The organism is Indioceanicola profundi, assembly GCF_003568845.1.
Taxonomy (GTDB): domain Bacteria; phylum Pseudomonadota; class Alphaproteobacteria; order Azospirillales; family Azospirillaceae; genus Indioceanicola; species Indioceanicola profundi.
The window spans coordinates 3,330,551-3,352,027 of the sequence record NZ_CP030126.1; the positions used below are offsets into that span (position 1 = coordinate 3,330,551).

A 21,477-nucleotide genomic window follows, 5' to 3' on the forward strand; every position below is an offset into this window, starting at 1 on the left:
GCAAGCCATGGCCCGGCATCCCTATCTGGACCATTCCGGCCCGATCCCCTTCGCCCATTGCGGCGGCGGGTTGGAAGCGCCGGAGAACACGCTGACCGCCTTCGCCTATGCGGTGGATCTCGGCTATCGCTATATCGAAACGGATGTGCAGGCCACGCGCGACGGCGTGCTGCTGGTCTTCCATGATGACGAGCTGCCGCGCCTGACCGGCCTGCCCGGCCGCCCCGGCGATCATGACTGGGCGCAGTTGCGCGACGCCCGCATCCACGGGACGGAGCCGATCCCGCTGTTTGACGAGCTGCTGTCGAGCTGGCCGGACATCCGGCTGAACATCGATCCCAAGACCGATGCGGCGGCCGGGGCGCTGACCGCCCTTCTGGCGAAGCGGCCGGAGCTGCTGGACCGGATCTGTATCGGCAGCTTCTCCGGCGCCCGGCTCGCCCGCATGCGCAAGGCGCTGGGACCGCGGCTCTGCACCTCTGCCGGGCCGATGGAGGTGACCGCGCTGGCGATGCGCGGTCTCGGCCTGCCTTTTCCCCGCCCGGCGGCATTGGCGGCCCAGGTGCCGGAGCGGCACCACGGCATCCCGGTGGTCACGAAGCCATTCCTCCGTGCCGCCCACAGGCTGGACATGCCGGTCCATGTCTGGACCATCGACAGCCAAGCGGAGATGGAGCGGCTGCTGGACCTTGGCGTCGACGGCATCATGACCGACCGGCCCAGCCTGCTGAAATCCGTGTTCCAGGAACGGGGGCTGTGGCCGGCCGGATGATCCGGCCGACGCCTCACCGCTTCCCCAGCAGCTCCGCATAGACCGCCAGCGTGTCGCGGCACATCCGGTCCTTGGTGAAGTGCTGGCGGACATGGGCCATGCCGTCCAGCCCCACGGTCTGGCGCTGCGACGGGTCCAGGTCCAGCACCGCGGCGATGGCCTGGGCCAGGCTGTCAGGGTCGCCCGGCGGCACCACCAGCCCGGTCTCCCCGTCCTTCACCGTTTCCTTGACGGCCCCCAGATCGGAGACGATCACCGGCCGGCCCATGGCCTGGGCCTCCGCGATGACGCGGCCGAAGGCTTCGGGCTCGGTGCTGGCGCTGACCACCGCCTCGGCCAGCATGTAGGCGGCCGGCATGTCGGCGCAGTGGCCGACCACCCGCACCCGCCCCTCCAGCCCCAGCGCCTGCACCTTCTGCTCCAGCTCCCGGCGGTAGTCGGCGCGGCCCTGGTCGTCGCCGGCCAGCAGGGCCACCACATCGGTGCGGCCCAGCTTCGCCATGGCTTCGATCAGCACGCCCTGGCCCTTCCAGCGGGTCAGCCGGCCGGGCAGCAGGATGAAGCGGCAATCCTCCGGCAGGCGCCAGTCCGCCACCAGCTTGGCGATGCGGGATTGGCTGACATATTCCGGCGACAGGTACTGCACGTCCACGCCGCGGTGGATCAGCCGCAGCCGGTCGGGGCCGACGCCGTAATTGGCGGCCACATGCTCCGCCACAAAGGCGGAGACGGCGATCACCCGGTCGCCCTTGGCCATGACGGAGTTGTAGAGCTTCTTCCAGCGGCCCTTGAAGTTGTAGGGCGCGTGGAAGGTGGTGACGAAGGGGATGCGCGTCTCCTCCGCCGCCCAGTGGCAACTCCAGGCCGGGGCACGGGAGCGGGCGTGGATCAGCTCCACCCGCTCCTCCCGGATCAGGGCGGCCAGCCGGCGGGCGTTGCGGCGAAGGGTCAGCGGGTTCTTGCTGTCCACCGGCATGGTGATATGGCGCGCACCCGAACGCTCCAGCTCCCGCGCCATAGGGCCGCCGGCGGAAACCACCAGGGCGCGCCCGCCGGCCCGCTGGATGGCGGCGGCGATGTCGACGCAGCCGCGCTCCGCCCCGCCGGTCACCAGCGTGGGGATGACCTGCAGGATCGTAGGGCCGCCGCCGCCGAAGGTCCGGCGGATCGACTCCTCCGCCGCGTTGCCGGGCTCGGTATCGGACGGTAGGGTGCCGGGAATGGCGGCCTCTGGGGACATGGACTGGAATGCTCGGCAGCGGAAACGGCACGGAAGAAGGCGGCATTCATAGCCTGAGCCGGGGTGGCGCGAGAATAGCCTATCGGTGTCACCGGGGCCGCGGCCCCACACTTGTCTTCCTGGGCGGCTTCCGCTCCGACATGACCGGTACCAAAGCGCAGTCGCTGCATGAATGGGCCGAGCGCGCCGGCCATGGCTTCATCCGCTTCGACTACCAGGGCCATGGCGCCAGCGGCGGGGCGTGGGAGGACTGCACCATCGGCCTCTGGCGCGACGACGCCCTGGCCGTGATCGATCAGGCGACACGGGGACCTCTGCTGCTGGTGGGGTCCAGCATGGGCGGCTGGATCGCGCATCTGGCGGCCTTGGCCCGGCCGGAGCGGGTGGCCGGCATCGTCGGCATCGCCCCCGCCGCGGACTTCACCGAGCGGCTGATCTGGAACCGGTTGGGCGAGGACCAGCGCGCGGCCATGCTGCGCGACGGTTATCTGGTCCAGCCCAGCGCCTACGACCCCGCCGGCTATCGGATCACCCGCCGGCTGGTGGAGGAGGGGCGGGAGCACCTGATCCTGGGCAAGCCCATCCCCATCGACTGCCCGGTGCGGCTGCTGCACGGGCAGCGGGACGAGGACGTTCCCTGGCAGCTCTCCCTCGACCTCGCCCGCGACCTCTCGGGCAGCGACGTGCGGGTCACGCTGGTGAAGGACGGCGACCATCGGCTGTCGCGGGCGCAGGATATCGCCCTGCTGCTGCGCACGGTGGAGGAGCTGGCGGGCGGGGGCGATGCCTCGGCGTCCGCGGTTCCGGGGACGGGTCCTGGAAAGGGCGATGGCGGGCCGGCATAGGCCGGACCCGCCGCCCGCCCTCACAGGTTCAGATCAACGATCACCGGCACATGGTCGCTGGGCTTCGGCTCCCACCCGCGGGCGTCGCGCAGGATTTTCTGGCCGGCGAGGTGCCGCTTCAGGGGCGGGGTGACCCAGATATGGTCCAGGCGGCGGCCGCGGTCGCTGGCCGCCCAGTCGGCGGCGCGGTAGGACCACCAGCTATAGAGCTTCCGGTCGGCCGGCACGAAGTGGCGCACCGCATCCACCCAGTCCAGGCTGGCCTGGAGCCGCCCCAGCTTCTCCACCTCGATGGGCGTGTGGGACACCACGTCCAGAAGCTGCTTATGCGACCAGACGTCATGCTCCAGCGGGGCGATGTTCAGGTCGCCGACCAGCACCATCCGGTCCTGTGCCGTGCGGATATCGGGAAACCACGCCGTCAGCTCGTCCACGAACTGGAGCTTGTGGGCGAACTTGTCATTCACCGCCGGGTCGGGGATGTCGCCGCCGGCGGGGATGTAGAGATTGTGGATTTCGATGGGGCCCTGCGGCCCGGCGGCGAAGCGGGCGGCGACGTGCCGGCAATCCTCCTTGCCGCAGCGGTGCCAGATCTCCTTGGTCTCCAGCGCGTGGCGGGACAGGATGGCGACGCCATTATAGCTCTTCATCCCGTGGAAGTGGGTGTGCGCGTACCCCGCCGCCTCGATCTCCGCCGCCGGGAAATGCTCATCCGGGGTCTTGGTCTCCTGCAGGCAGACGACATCGGGCCGCTCCTCCTCCAGCAGCTTCAGCAGCAGGGGCAGGCGGAGGCGGACGGAGTTTATGTTCCAGGTCGCGATGCGCACGGGCAGGCTCACTCTCGGGCGGAAGGAGTGCTCCGGATGTAGAGGGCTGCTGTCGGATTGTCCACCGGCAAGGCGGCGCTACGGACGTCGGCGCAGGCGTCGCCCTCCTGCCCCAGCCGGAAGCATCGGGAAAAATCGACTGGGGTGGGGGTTAAGTAATTCGGCCGGCAAACTGTCATAATGCCGGCCGAGGCCTAGTCCGTATGAAACCGCACCAAGGTCCGGCTGTGACTGCTTATTAGCACTGCCTAAATTCTGCCATCAACATTGCGGGGGCGGGGCATGGGCACGGACGAACTTCGGACGGAGATGGAGAAGCTGGCAGCTCAGCGCGAGGCACTGGAGGCATTATGCCGGTCGCTCGACCTTGACCCGCTCACCGCACGGGTGCCGGAACTGGCTGGGAAGCCGGTAGGGCATCTGTCGTCCAGGCAAGCGGCCGCGGAATGACGGGCAGCCGTAGGTCGCAAGGAGCACGGCGGATTGCGACATTTCCTGCCGCGGGGGGCGGCAACGTCGCAATCCGGCCTTCGGCCTCCTTGCGACCTACGAGTCCGAAGTAGGTCGGTCACGCGGAGCGTGGCCGACAGGGTTGCTGGCGCTTCAGCGTCGGGGGCGGCGACATCATGAAAGATGAGAAGGATGGGAAGGATAAAAATGATGGACCGGGCGCGCCGCAGGCAGTCCTGAAGACCGGGCGGAAGCTGAGGCGGAAGCCGAACAGCCCCGCTCCATCATTTTCATCCTCTTCATCATTTTCATCTTTCTAGATGTCACCGGCCCGGCCATTCGGCCCGGCTCGCGCAGGCCGTGAGAGACGGCTTGGGATAGGGCAAGGATGGATAGGATGAATGGGATGGCGCGCCGGACCAGCGGAGCCAGCCCTTCAGCGCCTGCCCGCACCAGCGGACGAGGCGCTCTCCCTCATCCCATCCATCCCATTCATCCTTTCCAATTCCCGAACCACCTCCCTCCACAAGGAGGACGGGGCCAGATGGCCCGGACATCCTTGCCATCCATTGGGATTGGCAGGCGGCGTCGGGCTTCGCCGCGCTCAGCCCCGACCTACGGCATGTCGGGAAGCCGCCGCATGACCCCTTCCTCCCCCGAATCCTGGAGGAACCGCACGGGCGGCGGAAAGCGTATAGCGGGAGCAAGTGCGATAGTTGCGGGAAAGGCATCCGCCGTAGGTCGGATCGAGCCCCCGGCGATGATCCGACACACCACCGCCGGTCTTCGCCACTGTGTCGGATTGGCGCGCTGCTTGATCCGACCTACGAGCTGCCGTAGGTCGCAAGGAGCGTAGCGGATTGCGACATTTCCAATCGCGGGAGGGCGATGTCGCAATCCGGCCTTCGGCCTCCTCGCGACCTACGAATTATGGCGCCGGGCCCGGAAATACCTGAGCTTTGGTGTCCGTGGCATCTAAAATGAGGATGATGAACTGAGTGCGCCTCAGGCATTGCTCTAGACTGGGCATGTCCGAGCCTCAGCCGAATGGCCCTGCTTCATCATTTTCATCTTTCTAGATGTCACCAGCCCAGCCATTTGGCCCGATTAGCACAGGCATTGGCAGGTAGCGTCGGGCTTCGCTGCGCTCGGCGCCGACCTACGGGGCGGGGTCCCAGAGCGAAGCGCCCCGGTGTTGAAACCCCACAAGAAAAAGGCCGCGGGATCGCTCCCACGGCCCTTGTCCAACGGCTATCGGTCAAGCCCTCACTGACAGGCCAGACACTCCTCATAATCCGTGCTCGCCGCAGGCATCGCGGCATCCGCGTCCTTCTTGGCCTTGCGGGCCGCGATGGCTTCGCTCTTGTCGCTCTCGGCGCGCTGCACGGAGAGGGAGCGGCAGTAGTAGAGGCTCTTGACGCCCTTCTTCCAGGCCTGGAAGTGAATCTGGTGCAGGTCGCGCTTGTGCACGTCGGCCGGCAGGAAGAGGTTCAGGCTCTGGCTCTGGCAGATGAAGGGCGTGCGGTCGGCGGCGAGGTCGATCAGCCAGCGCTGGTCCAGCTCGAACGCCGTCTTGAAAGTGTCCTTCTCCAGATCGTCAAGGAAGTCCAGATGCTGGACCGAGCCGCCATGCAGCGTGATGTCGGACCAGGTGTCCTCGTCGTTGCGGCCGTACGTCTCCAGCACCTTCTCCAGATGCTTGTTGCGGATGGAGTGGCTGCCGGACAGGGTCTTGTGGGTGAAGGCGTTGGCGGCCGTGGGCTCGATGCCGGGGCTGGTGCCGCCGCAGATGATCGAGATGCTGGCCGTCGGCGCGATGGCGATCTTGTTGGAGAAACGCTCCTTGCTGCCATACTCGGCGGCGTCGGGGCAGGGGCCGCGCTCCTCCCCCAGCTTCAGGCTGGCGGCGTCGGCCTGGCGCTTGATGTGGGCGAACATGCGCTTGTTCCACACCTTGGCCATCACCGATTCGAGCGGAACGTTCTGGCCCTGCAGGAAGCTGTGGAAGCCCATCACGCCGAGGCCCACCGACCGCTCCCGCATGGCGGAATACTTGGCGCGCGCCATGTCGTCCGGGGCCTTCGCGATGAAGTCCGTCATGACATTGTCGAGGAAGCGCAGCGTGTCCTCGATGAAGGTGGGGTGGTCCTGCCAGTCCAGGAAATATTCCAGGTTCAGGGAGGAGAGGCAGCACACGGCCGTGCGCTGCTGGCCCCAGGGGTCCAGGCCCGTCGGCAGCGTGATCTCGCTGCACAGGTTGGACATCTTCACGTTCAGGCCGGCCAGCTTGTGATGCTCCGGGATCGCCCGGTTCACATGGTCGATGAACAGAAGGTAGGGCTCGCCGGTCTCGATCCGGGCGGTGAGGATGCGGATCCAGAGATGGCGGGCGGAGATGCGGCGGATGACGCTGCCGTCCTTGGGGCTGGTCAGCGCCCATTCCTCATCCGCCTCCACCGCGCGCATGAAGGCGTCGGGGATGGCGATGCCGTGGTGCAGGTTCAGCGCCTTGCGGTTCGGGTCGCCGCCGGTGGGGCGGCGCATCTCGATGAACTCCTCGATCTCGGGATGCGAGACCGGGATATAGCAGGCGGCCGAACCGCGGCGCAGGCTGCCCTGGCTGATGGCGAGGGTGAGCGAATCCATCACGCGGATGAAGGGGATGACGCCGGAGGTCTTGCCGTTGCCCTTCACCCGCTCCCCGATGGAGCGGAGGTTGCCCCAGTAGGAGCCGATGCCGCCGCCCTTGGCCGCCAGCCACACATTCTCGTTCCACAGCCCGACGATGCCCTCCAGCGAATCGCTGGCCTCGTTCAGGAAGCAGGAGATCGGCAGGCCGCGCTCCGTCCCGCCATTGGACAGGACCGGGGTTGCCGGCATGAACCAGAGCTTGGAGATGTAGTCGTAGAGCCGCTGCGCATGCGCGGTGTCGTCGGCATAATAGCTGGCGACGCGGGCGAACAGGTCCTGGAACGACTCGCCGGGCAGCAGATAGCGGTCGGTCAGCGTGGCCTTGCCGAACTCGGTCAGCAGCGCGTCGCGCGAACGATCCACAACAACGGCCGGGCGGTTGCCCACCTGCACCTGGCCGAAAACGTCGCCACCCTGAGCCAGCTTCTTGTACATGTCCCCATCGCGCATGAGTTATCCCCGTTTTCAACAACCGCGCCGCTGTGGATAAAACGCCTACTGGCCCAAGATGTTGCGGCGACGGGGAGGGATGGTACCAAATCTCGGGGCCCTGCCAAGCGCCAAATTTGCCGTGACGGAATTTGGCTCAGCCGCCGACGTGGTTGCCGCAGGGGGGATGCGGGGGTAGGATTCCGGCCTGTCGGGGGCACCGATCCCGCCTCTTCCTGCCAGGGAGAGGGCCGGAACCGGGCGGCTTCCACCGACGCGAGGGGCAGCGGAAAAGGGCGGCGGATGTTCATCGAATGCTCCAACCTGATCACCCGGAATCCGGCGGGGCTGCATTACGGCATGGCCGTGGCCGATGTGGACGGGGACGGGCGGGACGAGATCGTGATCGCCGGCTATGACGGGCCGAACCGAATCCTGAAATGGGACGGCTCCGGGCTGGTCGATCTGGGCCTCGAGGCTCTGGCGGATGCGGGGGCCAAGGCCGTGGGTGTGGCCTGCGGCGACCTGGACGGGGACGGGCGGGAGGAAATCTACATCCTGAACACCGACGCCTATGGCGGTACGAAGGGCGTGTCCGACCGGCTGTTCGCCTGCTTCGGCCAGCGTTGGGTGGACCTGTTCAGCCTGCAGGAGAACTGGCCGGCGATGAACCGGCATTCCGGCCGCTCCATCGCCGTGATCGACCGCACCGGCGGGGGCCGCTACGGATTCGCGGTGGCCAGCTTCGGCGGGCCGATCAAGCTGTATGAGCTGGACGACCACGGCCGCCTCGCCGACATGGCGGAGGAGGTCGGGCTGGATGTGGAGGCCAGCGCCCGCTCCCTCCTCGCCGCCCCGCTGGTGGGGGACCGGCCGGACCTGTTCGTGGGCTGCGAGTTGGGGCCGAACCTGTTCTTCCACAACACGGGGGAGGGGGAGTTCGAGGAGATCGCGGCCGATTGGGGCCTTGCCGATCCCGGCGGAAGTGCCCGCGGCGTGGCGCTGGTGGACGGGGACGGGCTGTTCGACCTTGTGCTGGGCAACTGGCAGGGGCGGAACCGCATGTACCAGCAGCGGCCCGGCGGCGGCTTCGCCGACATCGCCCCGCCGGTGCTGGCCGAACCGGGCCGGGTGCGCACCGTGATCGCCGCCGACTTCGACAATGACGGGCAGGAGGAGCTGTTCCTCAACATGTTCGGGGAGCCGAACCGGCTCTATGCCTGGCGGGAGGAGCGCTGGGTGCAGGTGGATATCGGCGATGCGGCGGAGCCGGCGGGGCTTGGCACGGCGGCGGTGGTCACCGACCTGGACGGGGACGGCCAGCTCGAACTGCTGATCGCCCATGGGGAGGATTCGCCGCAGCCGCTGACGCTCTATATCGCGGAGCCGCGGGGATACCACTGGCTGCGGGTGCGGCCGCTGACCCGGGCGGGCGCGCCGGCGCGGGGGGCGATCGTGAAGCTCACCGCCGGCGGGCGCACCCAGATGCGGGCCATCGACGGCGGCTCCGGCTATCTCTGCCAGATGGAGCCGGTGGCCCATTTCGGGCTGGGCGAGCTGACCCGGGTGGAGCGGGTGGAGGTGCGCTGGCCGGATGGGGAGACGGTGCGGATCGACCATCCCCAGACCTGCCAGGCGCTGACCGTCCCGCACCCGAAGGCGTGAGCGGAAAGAATGGGGCGGCTATTCCCGCCCCGGCTCTCCCGCCCGGTACCAGAATCGAACGATAGCCAAGGCCAGGGCGGCGTAGGCGATATAGCCGATCAGGGTCAGCAGGGTTTCCGCCGGCGTGAACATGCCGCCGTCGGACAGCAGCAGCGAGAACAGCAGCACCGGCGCCAGCACGGTATAGACCAGGGCAGCGCCATAGCCGGCGACGGCTCCGGACTTTCGCCAGCTCTCCACCAGCGCGCCCGGCCGGCCGAAGGCCACCGGCACCAGCCCGGGCAGCAGCCGGGCCAGCACGAAAGTCACCGCGGCATAGCCGATCAGCGTGCCGATGACCGCCATCAGTCCGGCCCCGAATCCGCCGGCCTCCGCGTCGCCGCCGCTCCCGACCCCGAAGGCCACGCCGCCCGCCCCGGCCAGGGTCATGGCGATGAAGCTCATCAGCATCACTGCGGGGATGGTGGCCAGCCCGACAAGGATGGACCAGCCGAAATAGCGGAATTCACTGGCTCCGAAGGCCGGCTCCAGGAAACCCGCCCCCGGCTCCCCTGTCATGGCCCAGCGGGTGGTCTGCACCATCAGGCGGATGGTGGCCCAGATGCTGAAGATTACCCAGGCCAGCAGGAACCAGACGTTCCGCGCCACCCAGGCCTCCATCGCGGGGTCCCCGCCCTCCGCCATGGCATCCGCCGGAATGGGGTCGGTGACGCCGATCCAGAGTTGCAGGGCCAGGGCCAGCAGCAGCGGCACGCCGCCATGCCGCAGGAAGCGCCCCGGCTCCATCACCACGGCCGTCCAGGAAAGCGCCCCTTCCCGAACAGCCCCGCGCACGCTTCCCCCCAAATCGGCCATCGCCCGGTCCGTTTCCTTGTTCCGCTTTGCGCGAAAGTGGGGCGGGAGACCTGCTGGATCAACCGCCATTCCGCCGCACGCCTCAGCCGTCCGGCGTAGCGCCGTCTCAGTACACGATGATCAGCCGCACCGGGATGGTCCAGCGGTCGCCCGATTCGTTCAGGCCGGCAAGGCCGAGCGGGGCGAGGGTGGAGTCGTCGTCCTTCAGCTCGAACTCGTATTGCAACCCGGTCTCCAGCCCCAGCGCCACGCCGCGGAAATTGTTCCGCCAGCCGAAGGTGAAGCCCACCGTGGGGACCCAACTGCTGTCGTAGAACCGGCTCTCCACGCTGTCTGGCAGGCCCAGGGCGGGCAGACCGGCGGAGGTGAAGGTGGCGTCGATGGATTCGACATACCGCACCCCGCCATTGACGGCGACATAGGGGAAGAAGCCGGTTCCGACCTCGAAATAACGCCGGTAATAGGCTGCGGCCGTATAGGCTTGGTAATCGTCGAATTCGGCGGACAGCACATCCGTGCCCACAGTACCGATATCCAGCCCCTGGCCTTCCGCCGTGCTCCACCCCAGGGTCAGGCCGATCTGGCTGCGGGAATCCAGGCCCAGGGCGATGTCGGCCTGGACGTTGAGCGTATAATCGTAGACATCGCCCCAGTCGCGCGACTCGACGGCGACCGGACCGGCGACGCCGCCGCCATGGAACTGGCTGCCCAGGTCGAACTCCGGGCCGCCGGTGATGGCGAAGGCGATTTCCCCCGCCGCGGGCAGGCGGCTGTCCTGCGCCAGGGCCGGGCCGGCGCCGAGACCGAGGGTGAGCAGCGCCAGCGCGCCGAGGCGGTGCGGGTGGGTCATGTCCAGGGCTTTCCTGCGTGGTTGTCCGTCATGAACGCCCCATCAGACGGGATCGGCGCATCCGACGCCATTCCCCATCCGGCCTGCCCCTTTGGTGAAGGCGTGGGATCGGCTAGCTTGGCAGGCTGTTGGTCCAGCCCAGTCCACCCGGAGCCCACCACCCATGCCGCGCCCTGTTCCCGACGCCCTGCGCACCCTGACCGTCAGCGTGGAGAGTTTTCCCATCCGCGGGACCTTCCGCATCTCCCGCGGGTCGAAGACCGAGGCGCGGGTGGTGGCGGCGGAGATCACCGACGGCAGCGTCACCGGCCGGGGCGAATGCGTGCCCTATGCCCGCTATGGCGAGACGGTGGAGGAGGTGGCGGAGAGGATCGCCGCCCTGGCGGAGGATGTGGCGAACGGCATGGACCGGGACGGGCTGCAGGCCGTGCTGCCGCCGGGTGCTGCCCGCAACGCGCTGGACTGCGCCTTCTGGGACCTGGAGGCCAAGCTGACCGGCGTGCCGGCCTGGCAGATCGCCGATCTGGCGGACCCGCCCGGCCCGGTCAGCACCGCCTTCACCCTGTCCATCGACACGCCCGACGCCATGCGGCAGGCGGCGGCCGGATCGGCGGCCAAGCCGCTGCTGAAGCTGAAGCTGGCCGGGGACGGGCTGGACCTGGAGCGGGTGCGGGCGGTGCGGGAGGGGGCGCCCCGGTCCCGCCTGATGGTGGACGCCAATGAGGGTTGGACCCTGGACGATCTGGACCGCCTAGCCCCGGAGTTCCATGCCATGGGCGTGGAGATGATCGAGCAGCCGCTGCCCGCGGCGGACGACGACGCCCTGTTGGGGTGGCGCGGGCCGGTGAAGCTGGGGGCGGATGAGAGCGTGCACGGGCTGGACAGCCTGGACCGGCTGCGCGGCAAGTATCAGGTAGTCAACATCAAGCTGGACAAGACCGGCGGCCTGACCGAGGCGCTGGCCCTGAAGCAGGCGGCGGAGGCGGCCGGGCTGGAGGTGATGGTGGGCTGCATGGTCGCCACCTCCCTGGCCATGGCCCCGGCCATGCTGTTGGCGCAGGGAGCCGCCTGGGTGGATCTGGACGGGCCGCTGCTGCTGGCCCGCGACCGGGAGCCGGGGCTGCGCTATGACGGCACGACCGTCCACCCGCCGGAAGCGGAGCTTTGGGGATAGGGGCGGGTCAGCCCACGATCAGGGAAACGATCAGAACGTCCTGCACCTGCCGGCCCACCACGTCCTGGGAGATGCGCAGGATGCGGGTCTTCAGAGCCTGCGCCCCCTCGGCCCCCACGCGGCCCCCGTGGCCCAGCGGCAGGTCCCAGCCTTCCCGCAGGATGGTGCCCACCAGCTTGGGCTGGAGCGCCTGCACGGACTCCTTGCTGGTCGGCAGGTCCAGCACCAGATCGGCGACCACCCGCGCATAGGTGAAGGGACCCGTCTCCGCCACCGGCAGCATGAGGGGGGTGAGCCGGAAGTGGTTGTCCGGCGGGCGGATAGCCGCCGCCAACGCCGGCAAGGGCGCTCCCAGCAGGCCGGCCGCGGGGGCAAGGGCCAGCATCCGCAGCAGGCGGCGCCGGAACGGCTGGGCAGGGCTGGGCATTGTCACGGAAAGACCGGCAAGCTGTGGTCGGGCCATATCGAAAGTGTTATGGCCGTTGACGGGCCCGGTCAACGCCCATCATGCCCGCCGATGCCGATGTCACCGCCTCGGCGGGGCGGGCGGAGCCGCGGAGGCGGATGTCAACTGCCGCCAGCGCCACACGGAAAACGCCCCCAGGACCAGGGCGAAGAACAGGGCGCCGTGCAGGGTCAGAAGCACCGCCATCGCGGCCATGCAGGCAAGGGAGGTGACGTCCCAGAGCTGGCGCTGGCCGATCCGGACCAGTTGCATGCCCGAAATGGCGCTGGTGCCGATGCCCAGCAGCAGCGCGAGCAGCACGGCGGCGGTTTCCTCCGCCCCCATATCCAGCGTGGAGGCGCGGAGCAGGGTCGCAGCCAGGATTGCATCGCCGGCGATCTTCAGCGCGACAGGGTTCAGGGGAAACCGGTTCCCCTTGGCTCCTTGCTTGTCGTCCAACACGTTCATTCCGCAGCTTTCCCACTCGTTCAGGGCCGTTTCCGGCCCATCCCTCATATGGTCGCGGCGGCCATCCCCTGCAACCACCGGCGAGGTCGGCAAGGGCGGGCGGAACAGCGCATTAACCATACTGAAAGAGCTACGGCATCACTCTCCCGGATATCCCATTTTTGCCCTGGAGAGGAGCCGGTCTCCCATGCGGACCCGCACAGCCCTGCGCCTGATCGGACTCGTCGCGGCCGGTTTCCTGCTGATTGCCGCCACGCCGGGCTCGGCTGGCCCTGGGCAGGGCCCCCAGCCGACCTGGCGCGTCAGTTGTCCGGAGCGGCCGGCGGACAACGGCGCACGTTTCTGCACCGTCACGGCGCGCGCCTCCGTTCTGGACAATCGCGGCATCCGCCGGCCCGCCGATGTGATCCTGCATGTGGATGGCCGCTGCACCAGCCTGCATGCGGATCTTCCCACCGAGCTGGATGAGGGCCGGCCGGCATGGCTCCAGGTGGACGATGGGACAGCCCAGCCCTTCTACCGCCCGGCGGAGCTGCGTCATCTGGCCGATGCGCTGGATGCCAGGAAGCCGCCGCAGCGCAGCGTAGCGCCGGAGCTGGCGGGCTTCTGGCGGGAGGTGCAGACCGGTGCGATGGGCGGGGCCGATGCGGCGACGACGGAACTGATCTCCCGCTTTGCGCGGTTGAAGGAAGGGCGGAAGCTGGGCATCGGCTGCGAAACCACGGCGCGGCTGCTGCCGGCGCTGCTGGCCGGGCGGGAACTGCGTCTTGGCTACCATGCCGCCTCCAGAGGTCCGGCCGAGCCCTACCATTGGGCGCTCCGCGACCGGAGGGAGGTGCTTGTCCGCCTGGGTGACCTCCGCCCGGCATTGGATTCGCTCCCGCCGCTCCGCTAGGCTGCCGACGGGAGCGCGCCGATCCATTCTTGCGGGCGCGGCTGTTTATCCTTTGCAGCAGGATACCCGTGGCGGGAAGGGGGAGGTGTGGGCCTATTCCGGTTCCGGTGGAGGCGAAAGGGCGCGTCGGACGACGCTCCGGCCAGCGTGCCCGCCGGCCAGCGCATCTATGCCATCGGCGACATCCATGGCCGCTCGGACCTTCTGGATCTGCTGATGCGGCGGATCTCCGCCGATGCGCGCACGGCAGCCCGCGGCCTCCAGCACACGCTCGTTTTCCTGGGCGACTATGTGGACCGTGGGCAGGACAGCGCCGGCGTGCTGGAACGGTTGTCCGCCGGGCCGCCGCCGGGGTTCGGCATGGTCTGCCTGCGCGGCAACCACGAAGCGGTGATGCAGCGGTTCCTGACCGACCACTCGGTCGGGCCGGCCTGGCTGAGCTTCGGCGGCGTGGAAACGCTGGCCAGCTACGGCATCCGACCGCGTCCCGATCTGGACCAGGAGCGGTGGCTGCCCATCGCCCGCTCCGAACTCGCCCGCACCCTGCCCCAGCCGCACCATGCGTTCCTGCAAGGACTGAGGCTGCATCTGCGCGTGGGCGGCTACCTGTTCGTTCATGCCGGCATCCGGCCCGGCGTGAAGCTGGAACGGCAGAAGCCGGAAGATCTGCTGTGGATTCGGGATGCATTCCTGGACAGCACGGCCCGCCACGGCATGACCGTCGTGCATGGCCATACGGTGGTGCGCGAACCGGAGGTGCGGCCCAACCGCATCGGCATCGACACCGGCGCCTATGCCTCCGGCCGGCTGACCTGCCTGGTTCTGGAAGGCACGGAGCGGCGTTTCCTGACCACCTGAGATTCCTGCGGGCGGGGTGGTTCCGCACGGAGGAGTAGCCCAATCGTCAGGATACCGAAAGCGACTGTTCCAATTCCCATTCGAAAGAGATGTAATCTACGGCTGTTTGTTGATCCCGCTTCAGCCGGAGCCTTGTCTTGCGCTTCCTGCGCAATCTGTTCGGTCGTCGCACCCCGGCGACGCCCGTTGAGCCTTCCGCGCCACCAGCGGCGGAACAGCCGCCCCATGTCCCTGTTCCTCCACCCCCGCCGCCTCTCCCGGAACAGCCTGCGACCGTGCCGATGAATCTGCTGACCAAGGCCAGCCACGACCTGCGCCAGCCTTTCCAGGCCATGCGCCTGTTCCTGCACCTGCTGGAATCGAAACTGACCGATCCCGGCCAGCACGAACTGGCGCAAAGGCTGGAGCAGGCGCTGGATTCCGGCGAGGGGATGCTGAACAACCTTATCGAGATGAACGCGCTGGAGGTGGGCAAGCTGAAGCCCAACCCGGTTGAGGTGGAACTCGGCTCCCTGATGGCGCGGCTGGGACAGGAGTTCGCGGCGGAGGCGGAGGCGAAGGGCCTGACGCTACGGGTGGTCCGCTCCACCGCCAGGGCGCGTACCGATGCCATGATGCTGGAGCGCATGCTGCGCCAGCTGCTGGTCAATGCCGTGCGGCATACGGAACAGGGCCGCGTGCTGCTGGGCGTGCGCCGCCGCGGGGCGGAGCTGGAAATCCAGGTGCTCGACACCGGTCCCGGCATCCCCGAAGACAAGCGGGAAGAGGTTTTCGCGCCCTTCGTCCGGCTTCCCGGGTCGGAGAAGCGTCAGGGTCTCGGCCTGGGCCTTGCCATCGTTCGGCGGTCGGCGGAAATGCTGGGCCATGGGGTCGAACTCCGTTCCCCGTCCGGCAAGGGCGCCTGCTTCGCGGTGCGGCTGCCGCCGGCCGACGGGGCGGCGGCGGAGAAGGCGGAAACGGTGCAGGCTGCACCGGCGACTGTCGCCGAGCCTGCGCTTCCGCTCCTGATCGCGGTTGCGGAGGACGATCGGCTCCAGCTCGCGGCTCTGGACGGCATGCTGCGGGAATGGAACCTGGAACCGGTGGCCGCCCCCACGCGGGAAGCGCTGATGGCGGCGCTGGCAAAGGCCGGACGCCCGCCGGCGCTGGTCGTCACCGATTACAGGCTGCCGGGCGGGGCATCCGGCCCCGACGTGATCCGGGATGTGCGCGCCGCCTACGGGGCCGGCATTCCCGGCCTGCTGCTGACCGGCGACAACCACCCGGACACGCTGGCGGAGGCCGAGGCGGCGGGGCTGGTGCTGGTGCAGAAACCGATCCACCCCGTGCGCCTGCGCCGCGCGGTGGATGCGGCGCTGGGCCGGACGAAACGGTAGGCAGTACCCGGCCGCCCCGGATCAGTCGCGGAAGTTCACGTATTGAAGGGGCTGCTCGATGTTCAGCCCCTTCACCATGGCGATGGCGGCCTGGAGATCGTCGATCTTCTTGCCGCTGACGCGCAGTTCGTCGCCCTGGATGGAGGCCTGGACCTTCATCTTGCTGTCCTTGATCGCCTTGACGATCTTCTTCGCAAGCTCCTGGTCGATGCCCTGCTTGACCTTGACCACTTGGCGCATGGTCATGCCGCCGGCTTCCTGCTCCTTGCCCCAGTCGAGCGCGCCGGGGTCCAGCTTGCGGCGGACGAAATAGCCCTTCAGCATTTCCTGGAGCTGCTCAAGCTTGGTCTTGTCCTCGGTCTGGATGGTGATTTCGTTCTCCTTGCGCTCGATCGTGGTCTTGGAACCCTTGAAGTCGAAGCGGTTGGACACCTCGCGCAGCACGCCGTCGATGGCGTTCTGCACCTCGGCGAGTTCGGTTTTGGAGACGATGTCGAAGGAGGGCATGGGCGGCTCTCATCCAGTCCGGCAGTGAAAATCGGCGCGGAGACTAGCAAAGCCGGCGGCGATGCGCACGCCCGCAACATGCATCAGCGCCGACATCCGGACCGGCTGTCCTGCGCGCGGATAGGTCCGGAAAGCCGGGCGGCAAGCTCGCAGGCGCCTGCGGCCCGCGGGTAGCCGCCCCCCGCGAATCGCAGGAACCCCTTTCCCAGGCCTCTGTTGAGCGGGTCGCGACGATCCCAACAAAAGGGGCCACGAACAATGAGCAACTATTCAACCGGGCAGGAAGCCGATCGCTACGGCGCCGATGTCTACGGCACGTCCGACTATGGCGATGGATACCGCAGCCGGGACTATGACAGCAATGGCGGCATGCAGTCCCGCCGGCGCGGCCAGGGCACCGGCGCGGCCTACCAGATGGCGCCGATGGTGGTCGGCGGTCTGATGGCGGCACTCGGCCTGAAGCGGGGCGGCTGGCTTGGCTACGGCATCGCCCTGGCTGGCCTGGGCGTCATGCAGCAGAGCTTCAGCGGCCGTTCGGACGTCTATGAGTGGATCGGCATGGGCGACAAGGTCGACCATGAGAGCCGGGCCGTCACGGTCAGCCACGCGGTCACCATCGACAAGCCGGCCAGCGAGCTCTACGCCTACTGGCGCGACTTCTCCAACCTGTCGAACTTCATGGAGAACCTGGAGCGGATCGAGGTGATCGACCGCGACCATTCCCGCTGGACCGCCAAGGGTCCGGCCGGCATGACCGTCTCCTGGGAGGCTGAGGTCACCGACGACCGCCCGGACAGCCGCATCGCCTGGCGCTCCAAGCCGGGCGCGGACGTGCCGAACTGGGGCCATGTGGAATTCCGTCCGGCCCCGCGCGGCGGCACCGAAGTCCATGCCGTCATCCGGTACGAGCCGCCCGCCGGCATGCTGGGCCGCGCGGTCGCCAAGATGCTGGGCCGCGAGCCGCAGCAGCAGATGAAGGACGACCTCGCCCGCTTCAAGCGGATGATGGAGACCGGGCAGGGCAGCCTGCACGCCTCCAACTCCATGGCCGGCGCCTACAGGTAAGGTCGAACGGCGGGACGGGCCATGGTCCGTCCCGGCCTTCTGGAACAGCCTGTGCCAGATACGGCCCGCCTTTGGAGTGGAACGTCCATGCCGACCATCGTCTATGCCTACCAGGGTGCGCGCGACCAGGCGCTTGAACAGGAGATACTGGACGAGTTCGACGGCGCCCGATGCGTGACCGCCACGCCCAACATGCAGGGAATGGTGGAGGTGACGCTGGAGCTGCCGGCCGGGCAGGAGCTGGATGCCGTGCACCGCCTGCGCGCCTGGCCGCGCATCGTGGATGCGGCCCGCGGTTCCTTCGGCGAAGGGGCCTGACCGGCCCCAGGTCTTGCGCCAGCGCGCCTTCATCCCCATTTCCAGCATGAAACGGGGAGAACGGGAGAGTAGCTGCTGAAAGTCCCAAGAAGTTCAAGGGTTTTTATCGGGCGAGGCATCGGTGGGTGCGAGTCCGATTCCTGTTGAATCCTGGGGCGCTTCTCCCAATATCAAGTTCTGACCTCCAACATTGCATGTCGGGGACGTTCCATGGTGAACCAATATAATCGGTACGCGGCTCCTGGCCGTGCCATCGATCAGGCCCAGTACGATGAGGGCCTGCGCCAGCACATGCTGCGCGTCTACAACTACATGTGCGTCGGCCTCGGGATCACCGGTCTGGTCGCCTTCCTCGGCGCCAGCTCGCCGGCCTTCGTCAACGCCGTCTACGGCACGCCCCTTCAGTGGGTGGTGATGCTGGCCCCGTTGGCCTTCGTCTTCGTGCTGAGCTGGAACTTCCACAAGATGAGCTTCTCCACGCTACAGGCACTGTTCTTCGTGTTCTGCGGCCTGATGGGCTTGTCGATGATGTACATCTTCCTGGTGTACTCGGGCGCCAGCATCGCACGCGTGTTCTTCATCACCGCGGGCATGTTCGCGGCGACCAGCCTGTACGGCTATACGACCAAGAAGGACCTGTCCGGTATGGGCTCCTTCCTGTTCATGGGCCTGATCGGCATCCTGATCGCCGGGCTGGTGAACATCTTCCTGCAGTCCTCCGCGCTCCAGTTCGCGATCTCCGTGATCGGCGTGCTGGTGTTCACGGGCCTGACCGCCTGGGATACCCAGCGGATCAAGGAGACCTATGACGAGGGCTTCGGGGCGGAAAGCAACGGAAAGCTGGCCGTCATGGGCGCGCTGGGGCTGTATCTGAACTTCATCAACATGTTCCAGTTCCTGCTCCAGCTCTTCGGCAACCGCGAGTAAGAGCCGCGGAACGGGCGCTGCTCTCAGCGCCCCGGCATGTGAACGGTACGGCAGCCGCCCGGGGGACCTTCCTCCGGGCGGTTTGCGTTTGGGCTTACGTCCGGACCATGCGGATGCGCGCTTGACCAAGGTTCGGCTGCATACAATCTCCCATGCGGTGCGGAGCCTTGCTCCGCTCTCGACAGAGGAATTCCCTTGTCAGCCCCTGTTTCCGACGATCCGCACGACCACCCGCCCGGCGATCCGACGCTGAAGGAGGAAAGGCGGCTGAACCGCCGATTCCGCCGGCTGGAGGGGCTGCTGCCCCGGCCCATGGGCAAGGGAGTGCGCGGCCTGCGCAAGCCCGGCCTCTGGATGGTGCGCATCCCTGTGGGCCTGCTGCTGATCATTGGCGGTTTTTTCAGCTTCCTGCCGGTGCTTGGGCTCTGGATGCTGCCGCTCGGCCTGCTGCTGCTGGCCGTGGACCTGCCCTTCCTCCAGGCCCCTGTCTCCCGCGCCATGGTGCGGGTGGAACGCTGGTGGCAGAACTTCCGGCGGCGGCATCGGTCCGACGATTCTCAGGACCCGGCCTGACCGGCCGGACTCAGCACCACGACATTTTTCCCTTCGCCCCAGCAGCGGTGGCATTCGGCAACCGCCTCGGCCAGATCGTCCGGGCTGTCGGGGTCGCCGGGCAGGAACACGGCGATGCCCTTGTTGCCGGTGTTCAGCGATAGGACCAGCCGCCGGCCCGGCTCCGTCTCCGCCCCCATGACGACGAAGCGGCCGCCCTGGTCCCGGATCATGTGGGCCAGATCGGACGTGCCCGCGGTGGCGCGGGTCACCAGGACGATGTGGCGCTCGGTCAGCTCGGTCGTGATGGTGGGCATTCGGCGTCTGTCAGGCGGCGGGCAGGGCGTCGGCCGGCCGGGTCTTGCGCCGGCGGACCAGTACCCCATAGCGCGGCGCCGCCAGGATCGCCAGTGCAAGGAACGCACCCGCCAGCGTCGCGATCATGCCGGCCGCGTTGACGGAATTCTGGAAGCCCAGCCAGCCCGGCCCGAACGCCCCCAGCACATAGCCGCCGATCCCCGCCGCCCCGCCGAACAGCAGCGACAGCCGGATCTGTGCTCCCAGCCGGTCGGTCAGCATCCGGGCCGTGGCCGCGGGGCAGATCAGCATGGCGATGACCAGGATGGACCCCACCGCCTCGAACGCGGCGATGGCGCAGGCGGCGGTCAGGGCGACAAGCCCGTGCTGGATCAGGGCGGAGTTGATGCCCTGGAGATCGGCCAGGGCCGGGTCGAAGCTGGCGATGGTCAGCTCCTTGAAGAACAGGGTGATCAGCAGGGCGGCCAGCACGAACACGGCGGCGAGCTGCCAGACCTCCCGCGGCAGGGTGAGCCAGATGGCGGGATCGGCCAGATCGCCCCAGCCCTGCGGGCCGAACCAGAGGATGTCCTCCAACTGGCCGTACAGCACGCAATCGGCGTCCAGATCCACGGCGTGGGCGGCCCCCTGCTCGATCAGCAGCACGCCCAGGGCGAACAGGCCGGTGAAGACGACGCCCATGGCCGCTCCCGGTTCGATCCGGCCGACGCGGCGCACCAGCTCGATCAGGAAGCCGGCCACCAGTGCGGCCACCAGCGCGCCGGTCAGCATCGGCATGGTGTCGCGGGTGCCGACCACCAGGAAGCCGGCCACGATGCCGGGCAGCACGGCATGGCTGATGGCGTCGCCCATCAGGCTCTGCCGCCGCAGAACCAGGAAATTCCCCACCAGCGCGCAGGACAGGCAGGCCAGGGTCGCGGCCAGGATGGCGGGCAGGTCGATGCTCAGGAACGGGTTCACGGCCCGGCCTCCCCGCGCGCGATGACGCCCTTGACCTGCTCCCGCCGGATCGCGCGGGCCAGCAGCCCGCGGGCGGGTCCCAGCAGCAGGCTCAGGAAGAACAGCAGCGTGGCAACCAGCACGATGACGGCCCCCGCCGGCAGATCGGCATAGCTGGCGGACAGCCACGCCCCGATCAGGCCGGACAGGCCGCCGACGGTTCCCGCCACCGCCAGCATGACCGGCAGGCTGTCGCTCCAGAAGCGGGCAGCGGCCGGCGGGGTGATCAGCATGGCGATGATCAGGATCAGCCCCACGGTCTGCAGGCCCACCACGGTCACCAGCGTGACCAGCGCCATCAGCGCCAGATCGATCCGCCCCGCGGGCCAGCCCTGGACCCGGGCGAACTGCTCGTCGAAGGCGACCAGCCGCAGCTCCTTGAACAGGATCGCGACCGCGGCGACGGCCGCCAGGGCCAGCAGCCCGAGACCGATGGCCTCCGACGCCCGCATGCCCGCGGTCTGGCCGAAGATGAAGCTCTCGATCCCTGCCGCCCCGCCGGTGGGCAGGGCCTGCACCACGGACAGCAGCACTACGCCGATGCCGAAGAACACGGACAGCACGGCCCCGATGGCCGCATCCTCCGCCAGCCTTGTATGGCGGGTGATCGCCTGGACGGCGACGACGCCCAGCCAGCCGCTGATCGCCGCCCCCGCCAGCAGCAGGGGCAGGGACCGCCCCTCCACCCCCAGCAGGGCGCCGACGATGAAGGCCCCGGCCAACCCCGGCAGGGTGGCATGGGACAGCGCGTCGCTGACCAGCGACCGCTTCCGCAGCAGCATGAAGCACCCCACCACCCCGGCGGCAACGCCCAGCGCCGTCGCCCCGAACAGCACGACCAGGGTGTTGTAGGGGATCATGGGCGGACTCCGCCGTCCCGTAGATCGGATCGAGCCCACGGGGCGCTGATCCGACGCGGTGGTGTCGATCGGAAGCTCCGTGTCGGATCGG

The 21,477-nt window shown here is 68.3% G+C and carries 22 protein-coding genes; 11 read left to right on the forward strand and 11 right to left on the reverse strand.

Going from position 1 to position 21,477, the window contains the following annotated elements; translation table 11 throughout:
- Positions 1–7 precede the first annotated feature (7 nt).
- On the forward strand, positions 8–772 hold the full coding sequence (locus DOL89_RS15925) for a glycerophosphodiester phosphodiesterase (RefSeq protein ID WP_119680040.1): 765 nt from the start codon (positions 8–10) through the stop codon (positions 770–772).
- A gap of 13 nt (positions 773–785) precedes the next feature.
- On the opposite strand, the gene DOL89_RS15930 is transcribed toward DOL89_RS15925, so the two are convergent.
- Positions 786–2,012 carry a glycosyltransferase family 4 protein gene (locus DOL89_RS15930; RefSeq protein ID WP_162937566.1) on the reverse strand — a complete coding sequence of 409 codons (1,227 nt, stop codon included), beginning with the start codon at positions 2,010–2,012 and terminating at the stop codon, positions 786–788.
- A 140-nt stretch (positions 2,013–2,152) separates the two neighbouring features.
- Here DOL89_RS15930 and DOL89_RS15935 point away from each other — a divergent pair, with 140 nt between their 5' ends.
- The gene (locus DOL89_RS15935; protein WP_404813472.1) at positions 2,153–2,857 is read left to right on the forward strand and encodes an alpha/beta hydrolase; all 705 of its coding nucleotides are present in this window, start codon (positions 2,153–2,155) and stop codon (positions 2,855–2,857) included.
- 20 nt (positions 2,858–2,877) lie between these two features.
- On the opposite strand, the gene DOL89_RS15940 is transcribed toward DOL89_RS15935, so the two are convergent.
- Complete coding sequence (locus tag DOL89_RS15940; RefSeq protein ID WP_119680482.1) at positions 2,878–3,684, reverse strand: exodeoxyribonuclease III; 807 nt, start codon at positions 3,682–3,684, stop codon at positions 2,878–2,880.
- A 1,716-nt stretch (positions 3,685–5,400) separates the two neighbouring features.
- Positions 5,401–7,275: a ribonucleoside-diphosphate reductase subunit alpha gene (locus DOL89_RS15945; protein WP_205574604.1), complete on the reverse strand. Its 1,875-nt coding sequence runs from the start codon at positions 7,273–7,275 to the stop codon at positions 5,401–5,403.
- Positions 7,276–7,557: 282 nt separating this feature from the next.
- On the opposite strand from DOL89_RS15945, the gene DOL89_RS15950 reads away from it, so the two are divergent.
- The gene (locus DOL89_RS15950; protein WP_119680042.1) at positions 7,558–8,919 is read left to right on the forward strand and encodes a CRTAC1 family protein; all 1,362 of its coding nucleotides are present in this window, start codon (positions 7,558–7,560) and stop codon (positions 8,917–8,919) included.
- A gap of 18 nt (positions 8,920–8,937) precedes the next feature.
- Here DOL89_RS15950 and DOL89_RS15955 read toward each other — a convergent pair whose 3' ends face one another.
- Complete coding sequence (locus tag DOL89_RS15955) at positions 8,938–9,774, reverse strand: hypothetical protein (protein WP_119680043.1); 837 nt, start codon at positions 9,772–9,774, stop codon at positions 8,938–8,940.
- A gap of 106 nt (positions 9,775–9,880) precedes the next feature.
- A complete protein-coding gene (locus tag DOL89_RS15960) occupies positions 9,881–10,624 on the reverse strand; it encodes a hypothetical protein (protein WP_119680044.1) in 744 nt (247 codons plus the stop codon).
- Positions 10,625–10,787: 163 nt separating this feature from the next.
- Here DOL89_RS15960 and dgcA point away from each other — a divergent pair, with 163 nt between their 5' ends.
- On the forward strand, positions 10,788–11,798 hold the full coding sequence (gene dgcA, locus DOL89_RS15965; protein WP_119680045.1) for an N-acetyl-D-Glu racemase DgcA: 1,011 nt from the start codon (positions 10,788–10,790) through the stop codon (positions 11,796–11,798).
- 7 nt (positions 11,799–11,805) lie between these two features.
- On the opposite strand, the gene DOL89_RS15970 is transcribed toward dgcA, so the two are convergent.
- Positions 11,806–12,225, reverse strand: a complete 420-nt coding sequence (locus DOL89_RS15970; protein WP_162937567.1) for a hypothetical protein — start codon at positions 12,223–12,225, stop codon at positions 11,806–11,808.
- A 99-nt stretch (positions 12,226–12,324) separates the two neighbouring features.
- The gene (locus tag DOL89_RS15975) at positions 12,325–12,711 is read right to left on the reverse strand and encodes a hypothetical protein (protein ID WP_162937568.1); all 387 of its coding nucleotides are present in this window, start codon (positions 12,709–12,711) and stop codon (positions 12,325–12,327) included.
- A 187-nt stretch (positions 12,712–12,898) separates the two neighbouring features.
- On the opposite strand from DOL89_RS15975, the gene DOL89_RS15980 reads away from it, so the two are divergent.
- From DOL89_RS15980 to DOL89_RS15990, 3 genes are all read left to right on the forward strand, one after another.
- Positions 12,899–13,606, forward strand: a complete 708-nt coding sequence (locus DOL89_RS15980) for a hypothetical protein (RefSeq protein ID WP_119680048.1) — start codon at positions 12,899–12,901, stop codon at positions 13,604–13,606.
- A 147-nt stretch (positions 13,607–13,753) separates the two neighbouring features.
- Positions 13,754–14,464 (forward strand): metallophosphoesterase family protein, encoded by a 711-nt coding sequence (locus DOL89_RS15985; protein ID WP_119680484.1) that lies wholly within the window; start codon positions 13,754–13,756, stop codon positions 14,462–14,464.
- A gap of 281 nt (positions 14,465–14,745) precedes the next feature.
- Positions 14,746–15,840 carry a hybrid sensor histidine kinase/response regulator gene (locus tag DOL89_RS15990; protein ID WP_119680049.1) on the forward strand — a complete coding sequence of 365 codons (1,095 nt, stop codon included), beginning with the start codon at positions 14,746–14,748 and terminating at the stop codon, positions 15,838–15,840.
- Positions 15,841–15,861: 21 nt separating this feature from the next.
- Here DOL89_RS15990 and DOL89_RS15995 read toward each other — a convergent pair whose 3' ends face one another.
- Entirely contained in the window at positions 15,862–16,347 is a 486-nt protein-coding gene (locus DOL89_RS15995; protein WP_119680050.1) for a YajQ family cyclic di-GMP-binding protein, read from the reverse strand.
- Between the two features lie 258 nt (positions 16,348–16,605).
- Between DOL89_RS15995 and DOL89_RS16000 the strand changes: the two genes are divergently transcribed.
- From DOL89_RS16000 to DOL89_RS16015, 4 genes are all read left to right on the forward strand, one after another.
- Entirely contained in the window at positions 16,606–17,412 is an 807-nt protein-coding gene (locus DOL89_RS16000; protein WP_119680051.1) for an SRPBCC family protein, read from the forward strand.
- Positions 17,413–17,499: 87 nt separating this feature from the next.
- Positions 17,500–17,730, forward strand: coding sequence for a hypothetical protein (locus DOL89_RS16005; protein ID WP_119680052.1), 231 nt, complete (start codon positions 17,500–17,502; stop codon positions 17,728–17,730).
- 210 nt (positions 17,731–17,940) lie between these two features.
- Positions 17,941–18,657, forward strand: a complete 717-nt coding sequence (locus DOL89_RS16010; protein ID WP_119680053.1) for a Bax inhibitor-1/YccA family protein — start codon at positions 17,941–17,943, stop codon at positions 18,655–18,657.
- Between the two features lie 195 nt (positions 18,658–18,852).
- Positions 18,853–19,230, forward strand: coding sequence for a hypothetical protein (locus DOL89_RS16015; protein WP_225889825.1), 378 nt, complete (start codon positions 18,853–18,855; stop codon positions 19,228–19,230).
- Here the strand turns inward: DOL89_RS16015 and DOL89_RS16020 are convergent.
- From DOL89_RS16020 to DOL89_RS16030, 3 genes are read right to left on the reverse strand one after another with little or no spacing between them, the layout of a single operon-like run.
- Positions 19,215–19,526, reverse strand: coding sequence for a hypothetical protein (locus DOL89_RS16020; protein ID WP_119680054.1), 312 nt, complete (start codon positions 19,524–19,526; stop codon positions 19,215–19,217). The genes DOL89_RS16015 and DOL89_RS16020 overlap by 16 nt on opposite strands.
- A 10-nt stretch (positions 19,527–19,536) precedes the next feature.
- Entirely contained in the window at positions 19,537–20,487 is a 951-nt protein-coding gene (locus DOL89_RS16025) for a metal ABC transporter permease (RefSeq protein WP_119680055.1), read from the reverse strand.
- Positions 20,484–21,386, reverse strand: a complete 903-nt coding sequence (locus DOL89_RS16030; RefSeq protein WP_119680056.1) for a metal ABC transporter permease — start codon at positions 21,384–21,386, stop codon at positions 20,484–20,486. Before DOL89_RS16030 ends, DOL89_RS16025 begins: the two co-directional genes overlap by 4 nt.
- Between the last annotated feature and the right edge of the window lie 91 nt (positions 21,387–21,477).

What these genes read in the sequence shown, in the direction of transcription:
- DOL89_RS15960 (WP_119680044.1), bottom strand. Translation starts at nt 10,624, where the DNA reads ATGACCCACCCGCACCGCCTCGGCGCGCTGGCGCTGCTCACCCTCGGT.
- DOL89_RS15935 (WP_404813472.1), top strand. Translation starts at nt 2,153, where the DNA reads ATGACCGGTACCAAAGCGCAGTCGCTGCATGAATGGGCCGAGCGCGCC.
- DOL89_RS15995 (WP_119680050.1), bottom strand. Translation starts at nt 16,347, where the DNA reads ATGCCCTCCTTCGACATCGTCTCCAAAACCGAACTCGCCGAGGTGCAG.
- DOL89_RS15980 (WP_119680048.1), top strand. Translation starts at nt 12,899, where the DNA reads ATGCGGACCCGCACAGCCCTGCGCCTGATCGGACTCGTCGCGGCCGGT.
- dgcA (WP_119680045.1), top strand. Translation starts at nt 10,788, where the DNA reads ATGCCGCGCCCTGTTCCCGACGCCCTGCGCACCCTGACCGTCAGCGTG.
- DOL89_RS15975 (WP_162937568.1), bottom strand. Translation starts at nt 12,711, where the DNA reads ATGAACGTGTTGGACGACAAGCAAGGAGCCAAGGGGAACCGGTTTCCC.
- DOL89_RS15950 (WP_119680042.1), top strand. Translation starts at nt 7,558, where the DNA reads ATGTTCATCGAATGCTCCAACCTGATCACCCGGAATCCGGCGGGGCTG.
- DOL89_RS15925 (WP_119680040.1), top strand. Translation starts at nt 8, where the DNA reads ATGGCCCGGCATCCCTATCTGGACCATTCCGGCCCGATCCCCTTCGCC.
- DOL89_RS15945 (WP_205574604.1), bottom strand. Translation starts at nt 7,275, where the DNA reads ATGCGCGATGGGGACATGTACAAGAAGCTGGCTCAGGGTGGCGACGTT.
- DOL89_RS16030 (WP_119680056.1), bottom strand. Translation starts at nt 21,386, where the DNA reads ATGATCCCCTACAACACCCTGGTCGTGCTGTTCGGGGCGACGGCGCTG.
- DOL89_RS15970 (WP_162937567.1), bottom strand. Translation starts at nt 12,225, where the DNA reads ATGCCCAGCCCTGCCCAGCCGTTCCGGCGCCGCCTGCTGCGGATGCTG.
- DOL89_RS15955 (WP_119680043.1), bottom strand. Translation starts at nt 9,774, where the DNA reads ATGGCCGATTTGGGGGGAAGCGTGCGCGGGGCTGTTCGGGAAGGGGCG.
- DOL89_RS16000 (WP_119680051.1), top strand. Translation starts at nt 16,606, where the DNA reads ATGAGCAACTATTCAACCGGGCAGGAAGCCGATCGCTACGGCGCCGAT.
- DOL89_RS15990 (WP_119680049.1), top strand. Translation starts at nt 14,746, where the DNA reads ATGAATCTGCTGACCAAGGCCAGCCACGACCTGCGCCAGCCTTTCCAG.
- DOL89_RS16005 (WP_119680052.1), top strand. Translation starts at nt 17,500, where the DNA reads ATGCCGACCATCGTCTATGCCTACCAGGGTGCGCGCGACCAGGCGCTT.
- DOL89_RS15930 (WP_162937566.1), bottom strand. Translation starts at nt 2,012, where the DNA reads ATGTCCCCAGAGGCCGCCATTCCCGGCACCCTACCGTCCGATACCGAG.
- DOL89_RS16020 (WP_119680054.1), bottom strand. Translation starts at nt 19,526, where the DNA reads ATGCCCACCATCACGACCGAGCTGACCGAGCGCCACATCGTCCTGGTG.
- DOL89_RS16010 (WP_119680053.1), top strand. Translation starts at nt 17,941, where the DNA reads ATGGTGAACCAATATAATCGGTACGCGGCTCCTGGCCGTGCCATCGAT.